Origin of the sequence: Providencia sp. PROV141, assembly GCF_028481645.1 — a bacterium.
Taxonomy (GTDB): Bacteria; Pseudomonadota; Gammaproteobacteria; order Enterobacterales; family Enterobacteriaceae; genus Providencia; species Providencia rettgeri.
The window spans coordinates 367,215-382,930 of the sequence record NZ_JAMPPR010000008.1 but is presented as its reverse complement, the minus strand read 5'-3'; the positions used below and the strand labels follow the sequence as shown (position 1 = coordinate 382,930).

18 protein-coding genes and 1 pseudogene are annotated in these 15,716 nt (G+C 40.0%); 6 read left to right on the top strand and 13 right to left on the bottom strand.

The genetic code is table 11. The features are described from left to right. Positions 1 to 13: 13 nt before the first annotated feature. Together bcp and PSF09_RS08145 are read right to left on the bottom strand one after the other, a co-directional pair. Complete coding sequence (gene bcp, locus PSF09_RS08150) at positions 14 to 484, bottom strand: thioredoxin-dependent thiol peroxidase (protein ID WP_004253548.1); 471 nt, start codon at positions 482 to 484, stop codon at positions 14 to 16. A gap of 14 nt (positions 485 to 498) precedes the next feature. Then, positions 499 to 1,056, bottom strand: a complete 558-nt coding sequence (locus tag PSF09_RS08145) for a glycine cleavage system transcriptional repressor (RefSeq protein WP_004253549.1) — start codon at positions 1,054 to 1,056, stop codon at positions 499 to 501. Between the two features lie 287 nt (positions 1,057 to 1,343). On the opposite strand from PSF09_RS08145, the gene dapA reads away from it, so the two are divergent. The 3 genes from dapA to purC all read left to right on the top strand — a co-directional run bounded on the left by dapA (position 1,344) and on the right by purC (position 4,561). Further along, positions 1,344 to 2,252 (top strand): 4-hydroxy-tetrahydrodipicolinate synthase, encoded by a 909-nt coding sequence (gene dapA, locus PSF09_RS08140; RefSeq protein WP_004911368.1) that lies wholly within the window; start codon positions 1,344 to 1,346, stop codon positions 2,250 to 2,252. A gap of 16 nt (positions 2,253 to 2,268) precedes the next feature. Then, positions 2,269 to 3,321 carry an outer membrane protein assembly factor BamC gene (gene bamC, locus PSF09_RS08135; protein WP_004911365.1) on the top strand — a complete coding sequence of 351 codons (1,053 nt, stop codon included), beginning with the start codon at positions 2,269 to 2,271 and terminating at the stop codon, positions 3,319 to 3,321. 526 nt (positions 3,322 to 3,847) lie between these two features. Then, positions 3,848 to 4,561 carry a phosphoribosylaminoimidazolesuccinocarboxamide synthase gene (purC, locus tag PSF09_RS08130; protein WP_004911363.1) on the top strand — a complete coding sequence of 238 codons (714 nt, stop codon included), beginning with the start codon at positions 3,848 to 3,850 and terminating at the stop codon, positions 4,559 to 4,561. 232 nt (positions 4,562 to 4,793) lie between these two features. On the opposite strand, the pseudogene PSF09_RS08125 reads toward purC, so the two are convergent. The 5 genes and pseudogenes from PSF09_RS08125 to PSF09_RS08105 form a co-directional block, all read right to left on the bottom strand. After that, a pseudogene (locus PSF09_RS08125) lies at positions 4,794 to 5,435 on the bottom strand (energy-coupling factor ABC transporter ATP-binding protein); the annotation flags it as partial. Then, a complete protein-coding gene (locus tag PSF09_RS08120; RefSeq protein ID WP_272683736.1) occupies positions 5,422 to 6,285 on the bottom strand; it encodes an energy-coupling factor ABC transporter ATP-binding protein in 864 nt (287 codons plus the stop codon). The pseudogene PSF09_RS08125 and the gene PSF09_RS08120, both read right to left, overlap by 14 nt. Next, the gene (locus tag PSF09_RS08115; protein ID WP_272683735.1) at positions 6,276 to 6,980 is read right to left on the bottom strand and encodes an energy-coupling factor transporter transmembrane component T; all 705 of its coding nucleotides are present in this window, start codon (positions 6,978 to 6,980) and stop codon (positions 6,276 to 6,278) included. The genes PSF09_RS08120 and PSF09_RS08115 overlap by 10 nt, the downstream gene beginning before the upstream one ends. Further along, positions 6,981 to 7,562, bottom strand: a complete 582-nt coding sequence (locus PSF09_RS08110) for an ECF transporter S component (protein ID WP_272664756.1) — start codon at positions 7,560 to 7,562, stop codon at positions 6,981 to 6,983. Between the two features lie 36 nt (positions 7,563 to 7,598). Continuing rightward, positions 7,599 to 8,024, bottom strand: coding sequence for a PPC domain-containing DNA-binding protein (locus tag PSF09_RS08105; RefSeq protein ID WP_210836291.1), 426 nt, complete (start codon positions 8,022 to 8,024; stop codon positions 7,599 to 7,601). A gap of 583 nt (positions 8,025 to 8,607) precedes the next feature. Here PSF09_RS08105 and PSF09_RS08100 point away from each other — a divergent pair. Together PSF09_RS08100 and PSF09_RS08095 are read left to right on the top strand one after the other, a co-directional pair. Beyond that, positions 8,608 to 9,060: a DUF441 domain-containing protein gene (locus PSF09_RS08100; protein WP_004911348.1), complete on the top strand. Its 453-nt coding sequence runs from the start codon at positions 8,608 to 8,610 to the stop codon at positions 9,058 to 9,060. A 7-nt stretch (positions 9,061 to 9,067) separates the two neighbouring features. Next, positions 9,068 to 11,089, top strand: coding sequence for a tRNA(Met) cytidine acetyltransferase TmcA (locus tag PSF09_RS08095; protein WP_272664757.1), 2,022 nt, complete (start codon positions 9,068 to 9,070; stop codon positions 11,087 to 11,089). Here the strand turns inward: PSF09_RS08095 and PSF09_RS08090 are convergent. Together PSF09_RS08090 and PSF09_RS08085 are read right to left on the bottom strand one after the other, a co-directional pair. Then, positions 11,070 to 11,261: a hypothetical protein gene (locus PSF09_RS08090; protein WP_272664758.1), complete on the bottom strand. Its 192-nt coding sequence runs from the start codon at positions 11,259 to 11,261 to the stop codon at positions 11,070 to 11,072. The genes PSF09_RS08095 and PSF09_RS08090 overlap by 20 nt on opposite strands. 147 nt (positions 11,262 to 11,408) lie before the next feature. Beyond that, complete coding sequence (locus tag PSF09_RS08085) at positions 11,409 to 11,660, bottom strand: hypothetical protein (RefSeq protein ID WP_272664759.1); 252 nt, start codon at positions 11,658 to 11,660, stop codon at positions 11,409 to 11,411. 243 nt (positions 11,661 to 11,903) lie between these two features. On the opposite strand from PSF09_RS08085, the gene PSF09_RS08080 reads away from it, so the two are divergent. Then, entirely contained in the window at positions 11,904 to 12,296 is a 393-nt protein-coding gene (locus PSF09_RS08080; protein WP_272664760.1) for a DUF454 family protein, read from the top strand. Positions 12,297 to 12,356: 60 nt separating this feature from the next. Here the strand turns inward: PSF09_RS08080 and PSF09_RS08075 are convergent, their stop codons facing one another. From PSF09_RS08075 to PSF09_RS08060, 4 genes are all read right to left on the bottom strand, one after another. Then, on the bottom strand, positions 12,357 to 13,025 hold the full coding sequence (locus PSF09_RS08075; RefSeq protein ID WP_272664761.1) for a M15 family metallopeptidase: 669 nt from the start codon (positions 13,023 to 13,025) through the stop codon (positions 12,357 to 12,359). Then, positions 13,022 to 14,152, bottom strand: a complete 1,131-nt coding sequence (gene dapE / locus PSF09_RS08070; protein WP_272683771.1) for a succinyl-diaminopimelate desuccinylase — start codon at positions 14,150 to 14,152, stop codon at positions 13,022 to 13,024. Before dapE ends, PSF09_RS08075 begins: the two co-directional genes overlap by 4 nt. Before the next feature lie 13 nt (positions 14,153 to 14,165). Beyond that, positions 14,166 to 14,537, bottom strand: coding sequence for an ArsC family reductase (locus PSF09_RS08065; protein WP_247605480.1), 372 nt, complete (start codon positions 14,535 to 14,537; stop codon positions 14,166 to 14,168). A 146-nt stretch (positions 14,538 to 14,683) separates the two neighbouring features. Then, a complete protein-coding gene (locus PSF09_RS08060) occupies positions 14,684 to 15,304 on the bottom strand; it encodes a LuxR C-terminal-related transcriptional regulator (RefSeq protein ID WP_210840249.1) in 621 nt (206 codons plus the stop codon). Positions 15,305 to 15,716 lie beyond the last annotated feature (412 nt).

Genomic DNA, 15,716 nt, shown 5'->3' with positions numbered 1-15,716 from the left:
TAAGAAGTAACGATTAAGCGTGTGTATTGATGTAATCAAGCACGATTTCGTGGTGGTTACTGGTTTTAAAATTGTCAAAGACGTGTTCTATTTTCCCAGTAGGGTCAACAAGGAAGCTAATGCGATGAATACCATCATAGGTTTTCCCCATGAATTGTTTTTCACCCCAAACCCCAAATTGCTCACATACTTGGTGGTCTTCATCTGATAATAAAGTGAAGTTCAACATCTCTTTTTCAGCGAAACGAGACAGTTTCTCTGGTTTGTCTGTGCTAATACCTAATACTTCGACACCTTTCGCTTTAAGTGTATCCATTTCATCACGTAGACCACACGCTTGAACAGTACAGCCAGGAGTCATCGCTTTAGGATAAAAGTAAACTAATACGCGCTGACCCTGGTAATCAGAAAGATTGATGAGCTCACCATCTTGGTCAGGAAGGCTAAATTGAGGCGCCTTATCACCGGCTTTCAATGGGTTCATTACATATATCTCCGTTAACTTTGCATGTTGGGGTTGTTAACAATACTTATGTTGCCTTTAGCATTTAGCATTGTACACAGTTGTTGAAATTTATTTTTTATAATTATGCCATTATCGTCCAACGGATCGTGTGCAGTAATCTGAATTTCCAGTTGAGCGGGCATATCATTATTGGCTGGTTGTGTTTTAGAAACAAGCTCCGCGATATTACATTGCGAGGTTGTGAATAAATTTGTGAATTGCTCGACAATACGAGGTGCGTCGTCGACAACAACATTCACTGTTACTGTCGATGGGTAATAGGTTGTTTGCACGCTCTGAGTTCTTTTCATTACGATGAGCAAGTCGAGCTCGGCACCTTTAGGTGGCAATGTCGCCTCTAAAAGAGTGATAGCATTCCAACTGCCTGATAACATCATAATGAAGGTGAATTCCTTGCCAAACATCGCTAAGCGACTATCTTCAATATTACAATCACACTCGCTGACGAGGCGTGTAATGGTATTCACAATGCCCGGACGATCTGTTCCCAGCGCAGTAATGACAAGAAATTGCTGTTCAGTCTTAGGCAAAGTCTATTCCTTAGTATTTTAATTATGTCAGTTAAACATTTAATTAGAATATAGCAGTAAAATTCTAGCGCTAACAACTGACTGGCTATGAGGGTAAGGAAACCATAAAAAAGGCAATCTGCCAAGGGGATAAATAGACTCTTGCGAGAAATATCAGTGAATTATTACTTCTATTTAAGTTAATGTCCTCGGCATTAACAAAATTCATTAAATTCTTGCTATTGAGTGGTTTTCTTCTTTGAAATGAAAAAGTAACATGGTAGTTCAATTATTAAGGGGGTATCGCTATGGCTAATGGAAACGCAAATTATAAAGATTTTTTAACGGGAAGCATTGTTGCAGTTATTACACCAATGGATTCGGCAGGGCGTTTAGATAAAGCCAGCCTGAAAAAGTTGGTGGATTATCATGTTGAAAGCGGAACAACTGCGATTGTTTCTGTTGGTACAACTGGCGAATCAGCAACCTTAACGCACAAAGAACATGTGGATGTCGTGAAAGCGACTCTCGAATTAGCAGATGGCCGTATTCCTATTATTGCAGGAGCTGGTGCAAATGCTACCGCTGAAGCTATTTCTTTGACAAATGAGTTTGAAAACAGCGGTGTGGTTGCTTGCCTGACGGTAACACCTTATTATAATAGGCCTTCTCAAGAAGGGCTATATCAACACTTTAAGGCAATTTCAGAAAACACCAGCTTGCCACAGATTCTTTATAATGTACCATCACGCACTGGCTGTGATATGTTGCCTGAAACTGTGGGGCGTTTAGCAAAACTGGCGAATATTGTTGCAATTAAAGAGGCAACAGGGAACTTAGCTAGGGTTCATCAAATCAAAGAACTGGTTGATGATGATTTTGTACTGTTAACAGGTGATGACGCAACGGCGCTTGATTTCATGCAACTAGGTGGTAAAGGCGTTATTTCGGTCACATCTAACGTTGCGGCCGCACAGATGGTAAAAATGTGTGACTTAGCGCTTGCAGGCAAATATACTGAGGCGCGTGAATTAAATAAAAAACTGATGGGGCTTCATCTTCAGTTATTTGTTGAACCAAATCCAATTCCAGCGAAGTGGGGCTGTCATCGCTTAGGTCTGATTGCAGATGGGACATTACGGTTGCCAATGACACCGTTAACCACCTCGGGCCAGCAAAAAGTTGAGGAAGCCTTGAAACTCGCTGGATTACTGTAAAATTTAGGGAATTTTAATGGCAACATTATTGCAAAAATCGAAGGTTATGAAGGTTGCTGGCCTGTCACTTGTTGTGTTACTGGCAGCCTGCTCCAGCGATCAGCGCTATAAACGTCAGGTCAGTGGTGATGAGGAATATCTCAATGCTGCGCCATTGAAAGTGTTGAATGTGCCACAGGGGCTTACATTACCAGAACAAAATGGTGAGTATGATATCCCTAAAGCCACATCAACAGGGGCAATTGGAAAAGCGTTAGACATTCGTCCACCAGTACTGACAATTTCGCAATTAGCGGGTTCTCGTACAGAGGATAGCGCTCAAGCAAGTCGTTTGTTGCTAGAAAATACACCTGAAAATAGTGCGCTTTGGTCACAAGTTACGATGATCTTAGAGCAAAGAGGGATTCCAGTTTCATCTAAAGACGATGGCTCTCGCTCAATTGAAACCGATTGGGTGAAATGGGATCGCGCAGATGAAAACGTACCGATTGAGAGTCGCCATAAAGTTACGGTGCAACCAGAAAACGGTATGATGGCATTAACGGTAACTAGCTTAGGCTTACGTCAAGGGGGAGAGACAATTACGGATGTTGTCGAAACTCAACGTTATAACAAGCTGTTATTGAATGAATTAACCGATAACTTATATACGTTACGTGATACTTCAAACAAAAATAGTATCCAAAATGCCTATGGTATCATTGATGTTCAAACCGGTAGTGATGATACTGGCTTACCTTTAGTTGTGGTTCGTGCGCCATTTGATGCAGTATGGGAACGCTTACCTCACACCTTAGAAAGTGTTGGTATGAAAGTGGGTGACCGTACGCGCTCAAGTGGTTCTGTGATGGTAACTTACAAAGGTTTAAGCAGCTCAGAATGGCAGGCTTTGGGTATTGATGATCCAACGGTGCCAGAAGCAGATTATAAAGTGCAGGTTGGTGACTTAAATAACCGTAGTACACTGCAATTTATCACCACCAAAGGTGTGCCTTTAACACAAAAACAAAATGATGAAATGGTTGCAGCGCTGAAAGCAGCATTTAGTAAAGCACCTGCCAAAAAGTAATAATTCAACATTTTGAGATGACTAATTAAACCGTAGCTTAAATACAAGCTGCGGTTTTTTTTATTTAAATTGGATGGAGTTGTATTGGGGTAAAGATATTAAGCTTCATACGAATAGGCTGGTGGTTATCAGCTCTGTATTTTGTTTATTTCATGCTACTCGTAATCTATATACTTAGTTAGTTATTAAATAGCATTTCATCAATTTGAATTTTCCTTCTCTGGTAGGCTAATTTTATCTTTCATGTTTTCACCTAAAACAAATGGACAAAAAATCAGTGTTTATGGTTAAGTAATCGTTTGCGTCTGCTCGGGAATTTTATTATCATGATTAACAGTGAATTATAAAATATTGAATATCAGCTAGTTAGCATTTTACATGGTGAATTTCAGTAACTGACTGAAACAGAGCAGAAAATTAACAATGAATAGGCCATTTGATTGGTTTTTGTTCTTCTGTTACTTATCTGAATCTGCTGTGCAGGTTGATTTTTGTTTAGTTTAATCACATCCCTGGAGTGTGTAAGATGCAAAAGAAAGCTGAGTTGTATCGTGGTAAGGCAAAAACAGTCTATACCACAGAGGATCCTGATCTACTGGTTCTGGAGTTCCGTAATGATACATCAGCACTCGATGGTGAGCGTATCGAGCAGTTTGACCGTAAAGGTATGGTAAATAACAAATTTAACCATTTCATTATGAGCAAATTAGAAGCAGCCGGTATTCCAACACAAATGGAAGCATTATTGTCTGACACAGAAGCTCTGGTGAAAAAGTTAGATATGGTACCTGTTGAGTGTGTGATCCGTAACCGTGCCGCAGGTTCACTAGTCAAACGCTTAGGTGTTGAAGAAGGCATGGTGTTAAATCCGCCACTATTTGACTTATTTTTAAAGGACGATGCCAAACATGACCCAATGGTGAATGAATCGTACTGTGAGACTTTTGGTTGGGTGAGCAAAGAAAACTTGGCAAAAATGCGTGAGCTAAGCTACAAAGCCAATGAAGTGCTCAGTAAAATCTTTGCGGATGCAGGGCTAATCTTAGTCGATTTTAAACTGGAATTTGGCTTGTATAAAGGCCAAGTGGTATTAGGCGATGAGTTTTCGCCAGACGGCAGCCGTTTATGGGATAAAGAAACGCTCAATAAAATGGATAAAGACCGTTTTCGTCAGAGCCTTGGTGGCCTAATCGAAGCTTACGAAGAAGTCGCACGCCGTATTGGCGTACAGCTAGATTAATCAATTTCCTATAATTTGAATGAGATTTTAGCCTGCATTGCAGGCTATTTTTTTAGTCGCTAATCGAGGGGGATTGTTGGCTAATAAAATGTGTAATCCATGATGAGAGAACGGTATCAGTGGTTTTTATTTGTAGTTGTTGACTAAGTGACATCAATGTAGGCGCGGGCAATGGGCTTTCGACTTGTAACTCTGGATGGCTTAATATTTCCGTTGGCTGACCGTCAGCGATGAGTTGGCCATTTGATAAATGCAATACGCGTTGAAAATGGCGGGCAACAAAATCAAGGTCGTGGCTAATAGAAACGACGGTTACCCCTTTTTCGCGCTGCAAGGTTAGCCAATGCTCAAATTTGCGCAGCCAAAAAGCGTCGAAGTCACGGCTTGGCTCATCAAGCAGCAATAACTTAGGTGAAACAGCCTCTAAACAGGCAACAGCAACCATCCTGCGTTGGCCTGCATGTAAATCTAAAGGGTGTTTATCTGCTACATCAACTAAGTGGCAAATTTCAAGTGCTTGCTGTACTCGCACGTGAATATCACGTTTATGATATCTCTGGCGTTTTAAACCAAAAGCAATCTCATCACGCACACAACTATGAAAAATTTGTTTTTCAACTTCTTGGAATAAAATACCGATATGGTTGGCTCTTTGTGGTGAGGAAAGAAGGTTAAGCGGTTGGCTATCAAGCTGAATATCACCTTGTGTAGGGCGCAATAACCCCGCGAGAAGGCGTAATAATGTTGATTTACCTGCACCATTATCCCCAACTAAAGCGACCCATTCACCAGAGTGAATAGATAGAGATAAAGATTGTATATTATCAATAGTAGATCTGGGCCAACGATAGCTCAGGTTTTTAATCTGTAACATTCCGCTCCTTAAACATCTGTAGCAATTGTGCTTCATTGTGGGGAATTGTTCCTCGCCAATGCCCTAATTTGGCCAGTTTACCTATAGCACGCCAAGCCTCTGGCATATTGATTGTTTCAATAGCATCAAGAAAAACATCATCCAAGCAGCCTGTAGCAACCACTTTCCCAGATTCTAAAAAGGCTTTGCCGGTACTCAACAAAAGGAATGAATCACAGAAACTGATGGCAGGTAATAAATTGCGTTCAAAAAAAATAATGCTGCAGTTTGTGTGTTCTGTATAGTGTTGCAATTGCACTAAAATGCGCTGTGTTGCACTGGGTGTTAGCCGACTAAAGGCTTCATCGAGCAAGAGAAGTTTAGGTTGCATCGCTAATGCACTTGCTAACACGACACGTTGTGCTTCACCGCCCGATAATGTCGCAGGATGGCGCTTACGTAGAGCTTCACAAAACGTGAGTGCAATCGCGTGTTCAACTCGTTGACTAATTTCACTGGGTGATAAGCCAAGGTTTTCAGGCCCAAAGGCAATTTCCTGTTCAACGGTAAACGCGCAACCCGAGAGTTGTAATTGAGGGGATTGCTGAACAAGTTGGCGTGATATAGATACCTGAACTACAGAGCTGTCAGCCAAGGGGGCTTGTAATACCTCAGCGGTTCCTTCTATTTTCCCTTGAATAAGGTCACTATGCCAACCTGCAAGTATTTGTGCTAGCGTGCTTTTCCCGCTGCCATTACCACCAAATACACATAGCCATTGGCCTGCATTAAGCTGAAGATCAATCGGCCCTAATAAGGACTGCTCCGCGCTTTGTGAAATGAAGCGCATTTGTTGTAGATTTACCACCACAGAGAGAGAACACCTTCAATAAAAATTAACAAAACTAGCCCATACCTAAGTAGGGCTTGGAATGAACTATCCGTAGGTGGGTTCAATGTCGTGCGTTTAGCACAATAGCGAAAACCACGCATGTCTAATGCGGCTCCACGAATACTCAAATCACTAAGGGTATTACTGGCAAGTGGAAATAATAGGGCGGGTAATGATATAACACGTTGCCAAAAGCGCCCATCAAGAGGGACGCCTCTTGCCAATTGTGCCTCACGGATGGTGTTTAATTGCTGACGAAATTGTTCTGCAAGCAATAACGGCCCCGCGAGTAGATATGCAAAACTAGCAGGTAAACGGCTAGCAAACAACGCACGAATAAAGCGTTCAGTCGGTACATATTGCAACCAAAGCTGAGAAGCGCTAATAATCGTTAATAACTTAAACCACAATGCCAGTGCAAATTCAGGGCGGCTATTTTTTAAGGTGTCGCCGGTTAATAGCTGGGCTAGCCAACCCCCGTGAATTAACCAAAGCCCTGCCGCTATGGGGAGCATAATCCATGCAACAATTTTCCAACGATGACGTGCAGGTCGCCAAAGTAATAAAGCAGCGAAAGTACTGCAACCAAGCACAATTAATAGCCAGCTCAGTGGTAATAAAAGCGAACTTACACTAAGCCAAAACCAAATTGTTAGCGAGGTGAATGGATGCATTTAACTGACCTTCGCCATATTGGGATAATTACGTTGGACACGTTCTGGTAATTGTCGAACGAGTAACCAAGCAATAATGGCAGATGCAACTTTGTCCGCAATATTGGCGCCTAATACCGTAATTGCTACCGATTCTAATAAGTTATCGCCAACAGCATGGAAATACGCGACAAAGAAATCAGCTCCGCTACCGGTTGTTCCTGCAAATAAGTATGTGCGAATAGGAACAGCAACTATCATTAATGCAAAAGTAATCAATACACCGGATAAAACCACTCTTGGTAAGGTGCGAAAACCACCTGCGCGAGCTAATAACCCAGCGCTGAGGCCAATCATCATCGCAACAGGCGCAAATGCAGCGGCAATTGGCCCGCTGAGTAAACCCCATAATAAATTAGTTAATAAACCACTTAATAATGCAACCCAAGGGCCTGCTAATAACGCACAAATTAACGTTCCTATAGAATCCAGAAAAATAGGCAGTTTTAGCATTGAACTTAATTGGCCAATAACCATATTAATGGCAATAGAAAAAACAATTAAAGTCAGTGTACGACTAGAAATAATCGACGTTTTAGCCATGACAAAGTCATTCCTTACAGTAATGGAATAATAAAATTAGCGAGAAGTGATGATAAGTTCTTCATAGCCTGATAACGGGCAAGGTTCACGAATGAAATTTACCTTTTCCAGTTCCCCAATAATCAGTTCTAATGTTGTTCTAACTGTGCAACCCGGCATCATATGACCACCGAGGACTTGCCCTTGCTCATCAGAGACAGCTAAATGCAGGTGTTCGCCTTTGGCATCTAAAGTGCCAATTAATGAAACAATTTCAAATTTACCTGTTGTGTGAAAGGTATCTTCTTGGCCTGCAAAACGTAGTGCAACGTCAGTTAAGCTACCGACACTGCTAGCAATGAATGCAGCTTGTAGGCCATGCTGCTCAATTTTATGTCTTAATGTTAAAAGTGCGTCTTCGCCAGGGATTAAGCGAATAGCAATAAAGCGCGCGTTTGAATAGGGCGATAAAGATTGGTTCATATTCTTAATCCTAATAATTGTGCTTATGCAGAGCGTCGCACAACCATTCAAATCATTAAAATTATAAATAATGCTAAGTTATGATTTTTCTGTATTAATTGTCTTTGCTTATTATACGCAATTGAGATGAATTGTCTGGTTGTAAAGGTATTTAGGACTATCTTCAGCAAAAGGCACCACAAGTTGGTTTTTATAATGATAAATATAAGAAAAACGTAGAAATAAAAAAATAAACAGTGATGAATATTCCGAATATTTAGCTTAAGTTTTTTCAGGGGTGGGTATTATCTGCATTAACATGCTAATTTTTATACAATTAAGCTTGTTGCCGTGAAATATGCTGAGATGCCATCTTTCGAGAAGTATTATAGAGATAATAAAGAACAGCTAAAATGTCGCACTTTAGTTAATTAATTGTGTGGAGATAGTAAGGTTTTTTATTAATATAAAAATATCGTCGCCATAAAAATAAAAAGAGTTGGCGTTAATATTTGCTTCTTTGATGATGAGCCAATAACATGTTTTTAAATCAGCCTAGTTGCTGCTAATAAATTATAATTGTGCGTTTTACAGGGACAAATCTATGAGTCATGTTGATCCAACATTAATCATTTTACTGGTCTTAGCCGGGTTAGGTATCATTAGTCATAATATGACCGTCACCCTTGCGATGCTATTTTTATTGGTGGTCAGAATAACACCATTAAATAATTATTTTCCATGGATTGAAAAATATGGCTTAACCATTGGGATACTTATCTTAACAATCGGTGTTATGGCGCCAATTGCGAGTGGTAAAATAACGGCTAATGAGGTATTAAGCTCATTTTTGAATTGGAAATCGATTCTGGCAATTGTTATTGGGATCGCAGTTTCTTGGTTGGGTAGCCGAGGCGTCACATTAATGTCCCATCAACCATCTACGGTTGCAGGCTTACTGGTTGGAACCGTCATTGGCGTTGCTTTATTCCGTGGTGTACCGGTAGGGCCCTTAATCGCTGCTGGGATTTTGTCACTATTAATTGGTAAATCATAGTATTACGATGGTGAAATTACTTACTGTCATTATAGAACAACTGCATATAGTTGGTATGCGTCGTCTTATGGTTCTTTCTGGCGACGATGCATGGGTAGAACAACAACTCAAACAACTTCAAGTTGCTATTGATGGCGATTGGTTAACGATTTCATCAAACTTACCGCAAGGGGTTTCCCCTGAAAATGCACATCTATTATTGGGTCGTGAATTTTTACATGGCATTTTTGATGTACGTAAAGGGTTTCATAGTGAAGCACTAGCCATGCTTGCTGGCACATTAAAAGCAGGGAGCTTGTTAGTTTTATGTACGGCGCCTCAAAAAGAGTGGGCGACAAATACCGATCTAGACAGCCTGCGCTGGAATGAACAATTGGGGCTCATTTCGACACCGAATTTTGTACATCACTTGCAGCGAACTTTCCACACATCTCCCGATATTTTATTTTATAAACAAGGGAATGAGCCTGATTTTTCATTACTAAAAAACAAACCATTATGGCAAGCACCGACAGGCCAGCCAACAGAACAGCAGCAGCAAATAATTAGTCGATTATTAAGAGCAGAACATGGAGTTTGGGGTTTGATAGCGCCGAGAGGGCGCGGTAAATCGGCAATAGCAGGGATGTTAATACAACATGTTGTGGGGGAGTGTTGGTGTTGTGCTCCTGCAAAAGTGGCGACAGAAGTCTTAAGCCGGCATGCAGGTCAAAAGATTAATTTTTGGTCCCCAGATAGCTTACTCGCTTACTGCCGTAGTAATGAAAATATAACAGCAGATTGGCTGATCATCGATGAAGCTTCTGCAATCCCTAATTATATTTTACGAGAACTCGTGGGGTATTTCCCTCGAGTTTTATTAACCACGACAGTCGATGGCTATGAAGGAACAGGGCGTGGATTTACGCTAAAGTTCTGTGCAAGTTTAGCCCATTTCACTTTACTGCAACTTGATAACCCAATGCGTTATGCGGCCAATGATCCTTTAGAATTATGGGTCAACGAGGCTTTATTGCTGCAAGAACCAGCCACTCAAACGGTTCTTGCTGGAAATATTGAATATAAAGCGTTAACCCAGGCATCATTAGCGGAAAATAATGAGCAATTAAAAGCGTTTTATGGCTTATTGATGAGTGCACATTATCGAACGTCACCATTAGATTTACGACGACTATTGGATGCCCAACAGCAACATTTTATGGTGGCAAAAACTGAGTCTCATGATTGCGCCTATTTAGGTGCATTATGGATGGTAGATGAAGGTCAATTGGCCGAATCATTGAGCTGGCAAATATGGGCTGGGCTTCGTCGACCAAGAGGAAATTTAGTTGTCCAATCTTTAGCAGCTCATAGTTATTTCCCTATTGCAGCACAATGGCTATCTCGCCGAGTGATGCGTATTGCCGTTGATGCGAACCACCGTAGGCGCCAAATTGGTTTGACGCTTTTAGAAAAACAGAAAGCAATTGCTATAGAGCATGGGTTAGATTTTTTATCTGTTAGTTTTGGATTAACACCGGACCTAGTCGCATTTTGGCAAAAAGCGGGCTTTCGGTTAATACGAATAGGTTCGCACAAAGAAGCGAGTAGTGGCTGTTTCACGGCAATGGCGATATTACCGCTATCAGATCGGGCAAGCCTACTTTGTCAACAAGGGGAAATGCAATTAAAACGCGATATTTATTGGCGAAATGATCTGTCTGAGTTTGCTTTAGAAACCAGTGAGCAGCAGCAATTAACCGCTGATGATTGGATAGAACTGATCGGTTTTAGTGAGTTTAAACGTCCTATTTCTGCGAGTCAAAGTGCGATTATGCGTTTATTAAGGGAAGAAACAACCGGGCTTGCGATCCTCAGACGGCACTTTGTGTCATGTGAGCCTATCGCACAGATTTGTGCGGATATTGGTATAACAGGGCAAAAGCAATGGTTACAACGAGTAAGGAAAGAGGTTGGTATACAGGTAAAACTATACCAACCAGCGCTTTTAGCTGAAATAAAGCAAAAGGTTATTTCTTCTTGTCTTTAGGCCAATCGTCTTCATCATCCCAAAGGTGGTTATTATCTTGATGTGGAGGGATTTCTGGCTTGCCATCTAAAAACTTTTTGGGGTCCAATTTCATCATTTCTTTGACTGAATTCCAGATAAGACCTACCAATAAGAGTAAAATTATCCACCAGTAGTCGGCTAACCATTGCATACATTACCTCTATGAAATTGGGTAAAAGCTAAATGTTGATTTTAAATTATTTAAAATTTATACCGTTAGAGTACCATTTACACTTTGTATGAAGCAGTATGTTTTTTCAGAGATAACTACAGAAAATACACCTACAGAGTTTATTGTTTATTTAAATACCATGGCAAATGCACCAGCAATACCAAGCAAAATATCAGAGCCTGTAAGTGCGTAGATATTTTTAACCTCTTCACCACGAATATCAGCAAAGCGTTCAAGCGCTTTTTCTGTTGAAACGGCGTCAACTTCTTCAAATTGCTTTCCATATCCGGCAGCAATTAGCTTTTGAGTCTCTTGTTCATTTGGTGTAACGATAGCAATAACTTTTCCGGCCTTCATAAAAAAAGAGTAATGATTCATGGGGCTTCCTAATAGTCTTAAGTTTAGGCTCCTGTCATTTTCTCAGGCTTAGCAAGTCATGACTGGGGCTATTAGCGCTCTTTTCGTAGTAGAACAAAGGAATAATAATCGCATCAACAGGCAAAAGCGACTTTTCATTAAGCTTGTTTACCATTAGAGTATACCATTGATATTATTATGAGTTACCACAGATTTTATGCGGTTTTTACCATTTAATTTATTTATTCGGGAGGAGGGGGAATTTTGAAAAAATTGTTCCTCATTGCTATTGGATGGTTAGCCGTTGTGCTGGCTTTTGCTGGCGTCGTTCTTCCCGTTTTGCCTACCACGCCTTTCTTATTATTGGCGGCATGGTGCTTTTCTCGTTCATCTCCACGTTTTCATCATTGGTTATTATATCGCTCTTGGTTTGGGGGGTATATTCGTCACTGGCAAAAGCATAAAGGGCTACCGAAAGGGGCAAAGCCAAAAGCAATTATATTGATAATACTTACTTTTTCACTATCAATCTGGGTTGTTAGTTATATATGGTTAAAAATAGGTTTATTGGTACTGTTGTGTTGGCTGCTTATTTTTATGTATCGACTTCCAGTTGTTGATGAACAAATTTCCAAACAAAATAAAGAAGCCCCATAAATGATGTCGCATCACCTATGAGGCGTTGGCGTTATAGAAATTGTTTTGTTAGCTTAGAAATTATTCAGGAACCCTAATATAGCGTTCAAATACATAATCTAAGTTAGTGTTTAACCAATTTTTCCCGCAAATATCTTCTTGCTTGAGAACTTGCTTAATGACTTCTGGCGTTAAAAGCTGTTCAGCTTCATGGGACAGCGGCCAGTAACTAATATGCCAAGGTTCATCGGCAACCCCTGCATTTTTTGCCGTGAAGGGACGATAAAAATCAAATGTCGCCATGTTATCCGTCAGCCAGTGGTTTAGTTCAGCAAAATAGCCGCCAGTTTCATATTCCCAAGGCTCTAATTGTAAAGTTTGCCCTGCTGGGATCCGTAATGGGTCATAAACATCTATTTCGGTTCCCCAATGATGACGGCTTGCTCCTGGTAATGCAGACCAATGTAAAATAGCTTCACACAGCTCACCTTCTGAAAGCGTTGTAATATCTAAAGGTTGGCTTTGTGCATCAAGAACAGGGCGAAGACCGGTGAATTTTTCATTCCAAATTAACTGTTGACGTGAAAAATCACGAAATGCACTTGCTGATTGTAACTTGAAGCCCGCTTTTACTGCAGCTTGTTGCATGGCTAAAAATGCCTTGGTGGCATTAAATTGTAGGCGATGAGGGCCACCAAGTGTCACTAAATGGTCCGTGGAACGGCCTGTTAGCATTGCGATGGTAATCATAATAACAATAGCTCCATGACTCGCTCATAAATTAAGGCAAGTTGTTGCAAGTCTTTGACACTAACGCATTCATCAACTTTATGTATAGTGGCATTCAATGGGCCAAGCTCAATCACTTGAGTACCCATTTGGGCGATAAAACGACCATCTGATGTTCCACCACTGGTAGATAGCTCAGCGTTAAGACCCGTCAATTCATGGATTGCTTGCAAAGTTGCAGTGACAAGTTCTTGTTTTTCAGTCAAAAATGGCTGACCAGATAATGACCATTCTATTTTATATGCCAGACCATGGCGGTCTAACATACTAGTGACCCTGTCACGTATTTGTGTGTCGGTCAATTCTGTGCTGAAACGAAAATTAAATTGAACAAATAACTCACCGGGGATCACATTACTTGCCCCAGTACCCGCATGAATATTGGCAATTTGCATGGTGGTGGCAGGGAAAAATTCGTTGCCGTTATCCCAGATAGTTGAAGTGAGCTCTCGCAAAAAAGCGGTTGCACGGTGCACCGGGTTGTCAGCTAGATGTGGATAAGCGACATGCCCCTGTGTTCCTAAAATAGTCAAATTTGCTGTAATAGAGCCTCTACGCCCATTTTTTATGATGTCGCCTAAATGAGATTGGCTTGATGGCTCACCGACTAAACAGTAATCAACGCGCTCATTACGTGCCATTAATGTTTCTACAACTTTAACCGTGCCATCTAATGCATCAGCTTCTTCATCTGAGGTGATTAAAAAGGCCAAGCGTCCTTGGTGGAGAGGGTGTTTTTCGACAAAGCGCTCTGCTGCGACAACCATTGCTGCGACAGAACCTTTCATATCAGCAGCACCACGGCCATATAAATGTTGATTAATAATTGTTGGGTTAAACGGAGGAGTTTGCCAATTTTCGCTATTGCCTGCGGGTACAACATCGGTATGACCTGCAAATGCGAGGGTTGGCCCTTGAGTGCCTCGGTGTGCCCAAAAATTTAATGTGCTACCAAAATGCATTGGTTCAATGGTAAAACCAAGTTGGTTTAAGCGCTCGGTAAGTATTGCTTGGCAGCCTTGGTCATCGGGGCTGATAGAAGGGCGTGCAATCAGTTCTTTGGCTAGTTGAATAACGGGACAATCCATTAAATCCACCTGATTATCGAATGAAGCTTTGGTAGTCATTAGCGTTAAACCCAACTAAGTATCGGTTATCTGGAGAAACAAGTATGGGTCTTTTGATCATGGCAGGCTCTGCAATTAGCACTTTTTTAGCACTGTCAGCGTCAATAACTGCATTTTTTTCATCATCAGTCAGTTTTCGCCAAGTTGTTCCTCGTTTATTGACTAATACTTCCCAATCAATATGTTCCATAAAGGTAGAAAGTAGTTCATCGCTAATACCATCAACACGATAATCATGAAATTGATAGTTAACTCCATTGTCTTCTAAGTAACGGCGTGCTTTTTTAATGGTGTCACAGTTTTTAATTCCGTACATAATATAAGGAGAGTTAGGTGTATTGGGCATATGATTTTCCTCAAAAAACTAGCGATAATCCTTACATAATGCGGCAAAACTCACTTGGGATCTAGCCCAAATGTGAGAAATATATAATAACCTTATAATGACATTAAATGTAATTTAGCTCAGATAATTAATATATTAAAAATAAATTATCTTGAACGCATATAAATTAAGCTAGCTTCAAGACGAGATCGAACGCGTAATTTTTTAAGAATATTTCGAATGTGAACTTTAACGGTTTCCTCAGAAATAAAAAGTAAGTTAGATATTTCACGATTTTTTAAACCTACAGCCATTTCATGCAAAATTTCAGACTCTCGTTTTGTCAATGCGGATAGCGGGTCATTATAATGATGACGTGAAATAAGATGTTGATAAATTTTTTCACTAAAAACTAATTGCCCTTTAGAGGCTTTTTTCATACTGTAGAATAGCATATCAAGCTCACTATTTTTTAATAAATAACCTTGTGCTCCCGCGTCAATAGCACCATATATATCTGTTTTAATCGTCGAGGCAGATAACACTAATAAGTAGCTATCATTGCAGTGTTTACGAAGTAAACGTATAGTTTCAAATGTTTTAATACCTTGAATATTAATATCTATAATAATTAGGTTAGGTTTTAACTGCCTTGCCATACTTAGAGCTTCGTAGCAACAAGCGCACTCTGCTGTGATAATAAAGTGTGTATCGGTATTGATGAGCTGCCGCAATCCCAAGCGTATAATAGGGTGCTCGTCAATAATCATTACTGTATATTTAGACATAGAGGGTTCCTTTTTATGTCTCAAATGCCAACGTCTAGTTAGGTATTTCCTATAAAATAGACAATTTAATTTCGGTACGTTTATTATATTTAATTGGGGTTTTAATAATTATATAATCAGCAGTATGGAGAAGTGAGATTTATATTAATCGTTTACTTAATATTTTATAGTTCCATACTAATAATATGGTGCTTGGTGATAATACATTAAAATCGGGAAAATCATATCTAATATTTAAATTAAAGTTAAACAGATGAACATATTTAAGGTGGAATTATATTGTATTATTATGCAATTAATTATTTATATATATTAACCTCATAAAATTAATAATAAATTATTTTTAGTTGTATCTTTTAAAATTAAAGCGAGGTTGCGATATAAACAACATAACCAAGGCGATTATGTTTTA

Bases quoted from the DNA above. Each gene is read 5' to 3' on its own strand.
- bcp (WP_004253548.1), bottom strand. From the start codon at position 484: ATGAACCCATTGAAAGCCGGTGATAAGGCGCCTCAATTTAGCCTTCCT.
- dapA (WP_004911368.1), top strand. From the start codon at position 1,344: ATGGCTAATGGAAACGCAAATTATAAAGATTTTTTAACGGGAAGCATT.
- bamC (WP_004911365.1), top strand. From the start codon at position 2,269: ATGGCAACATTATTGCAAAAATCGAAGGTTATGAAGGTTGCTGGCCTG.
- purC (WP_004911363.1), top strand. From the start codon at position 3,848: ATGCAAAAGAAAGCTGAGTTGTATCGTGGTAAGGCAAAAACAGTCTAT.
- PSF09_RS08115 (WP_272683735.1), bottom strand. From the start codon at position 6,980: ATGCATCCATTCACCTCGCTAACAATTTGGTTTTGGCTTAGTGTAAGT.
- PSF09_RS08110 (WP_272664756.1), bottom strand. From the start codon at position 7,562: ATGGCTAAAACGTCGATTATTTCTAGTCGTACACTGACTTTAATTGTT.
- PSF09_RS08105 (WP_210836291.1), bottom strand. From the start codon at position 8,024: ATGAACCAATCTTTATCGCCCTATTCAAACGCGCGCTTTATTGCTATT.
- PSF09_RS08100 (WP_004911348.1), top strand. From the start codon at position 8,608: ATGAGTCATGTTGATCCAACATTAATCATTTTACTGGTCTTAGCCGGG.
- PSF09_RS08095 (WP_272664757.1), top strand. From the start codon at position 9,068: ATGGTGAAATTACTTACTGTCATTATAGAACAACTGCATATAGTTGGT.
- PSF09_RS08090 (WP_272664758.1), bottom strand. From the start codon at position 11,261: ATGCAATGGTTAGCCGACTACTGGTGGATAATTTTACTCTTATTGGTA.
- PSF09_RS08085 (WP_272664759.1), bottom strand. From the start codon at position 11,660: ATGAATCATTACTCTTTTTTTATGAAGGCCGGAAAAGTTATTGCTATC.
- PSF09_RS08075 (WP_272664761.1), bottom strand. From the start codon at position 13,025: ATGATTACCATCGCAATGCTAACAGGCCGTTCCACGGACCATTTAGTG.
- dapE (WP_272683771.1), bottom strand. From the start codon at position 14,152: ATGGATTGTCCCGTTATTCAACTAGCCAAAGAACTGATTGCACGCCCT.
- PSF09_RS08065 (WP_247605480.1), bottom strand. From the start codon at position 14,537: ATGCCCAATACACCTAACTCTCCTTATATTATGTACGGAATTAAAAAC.
- PSF09_RS08060 (WP_210840249.1), bottom strand. From the start codon at position 15,304: ATGTCTAAATATACAGTAATGATTATTGACGAGCACCCTATTATACGC.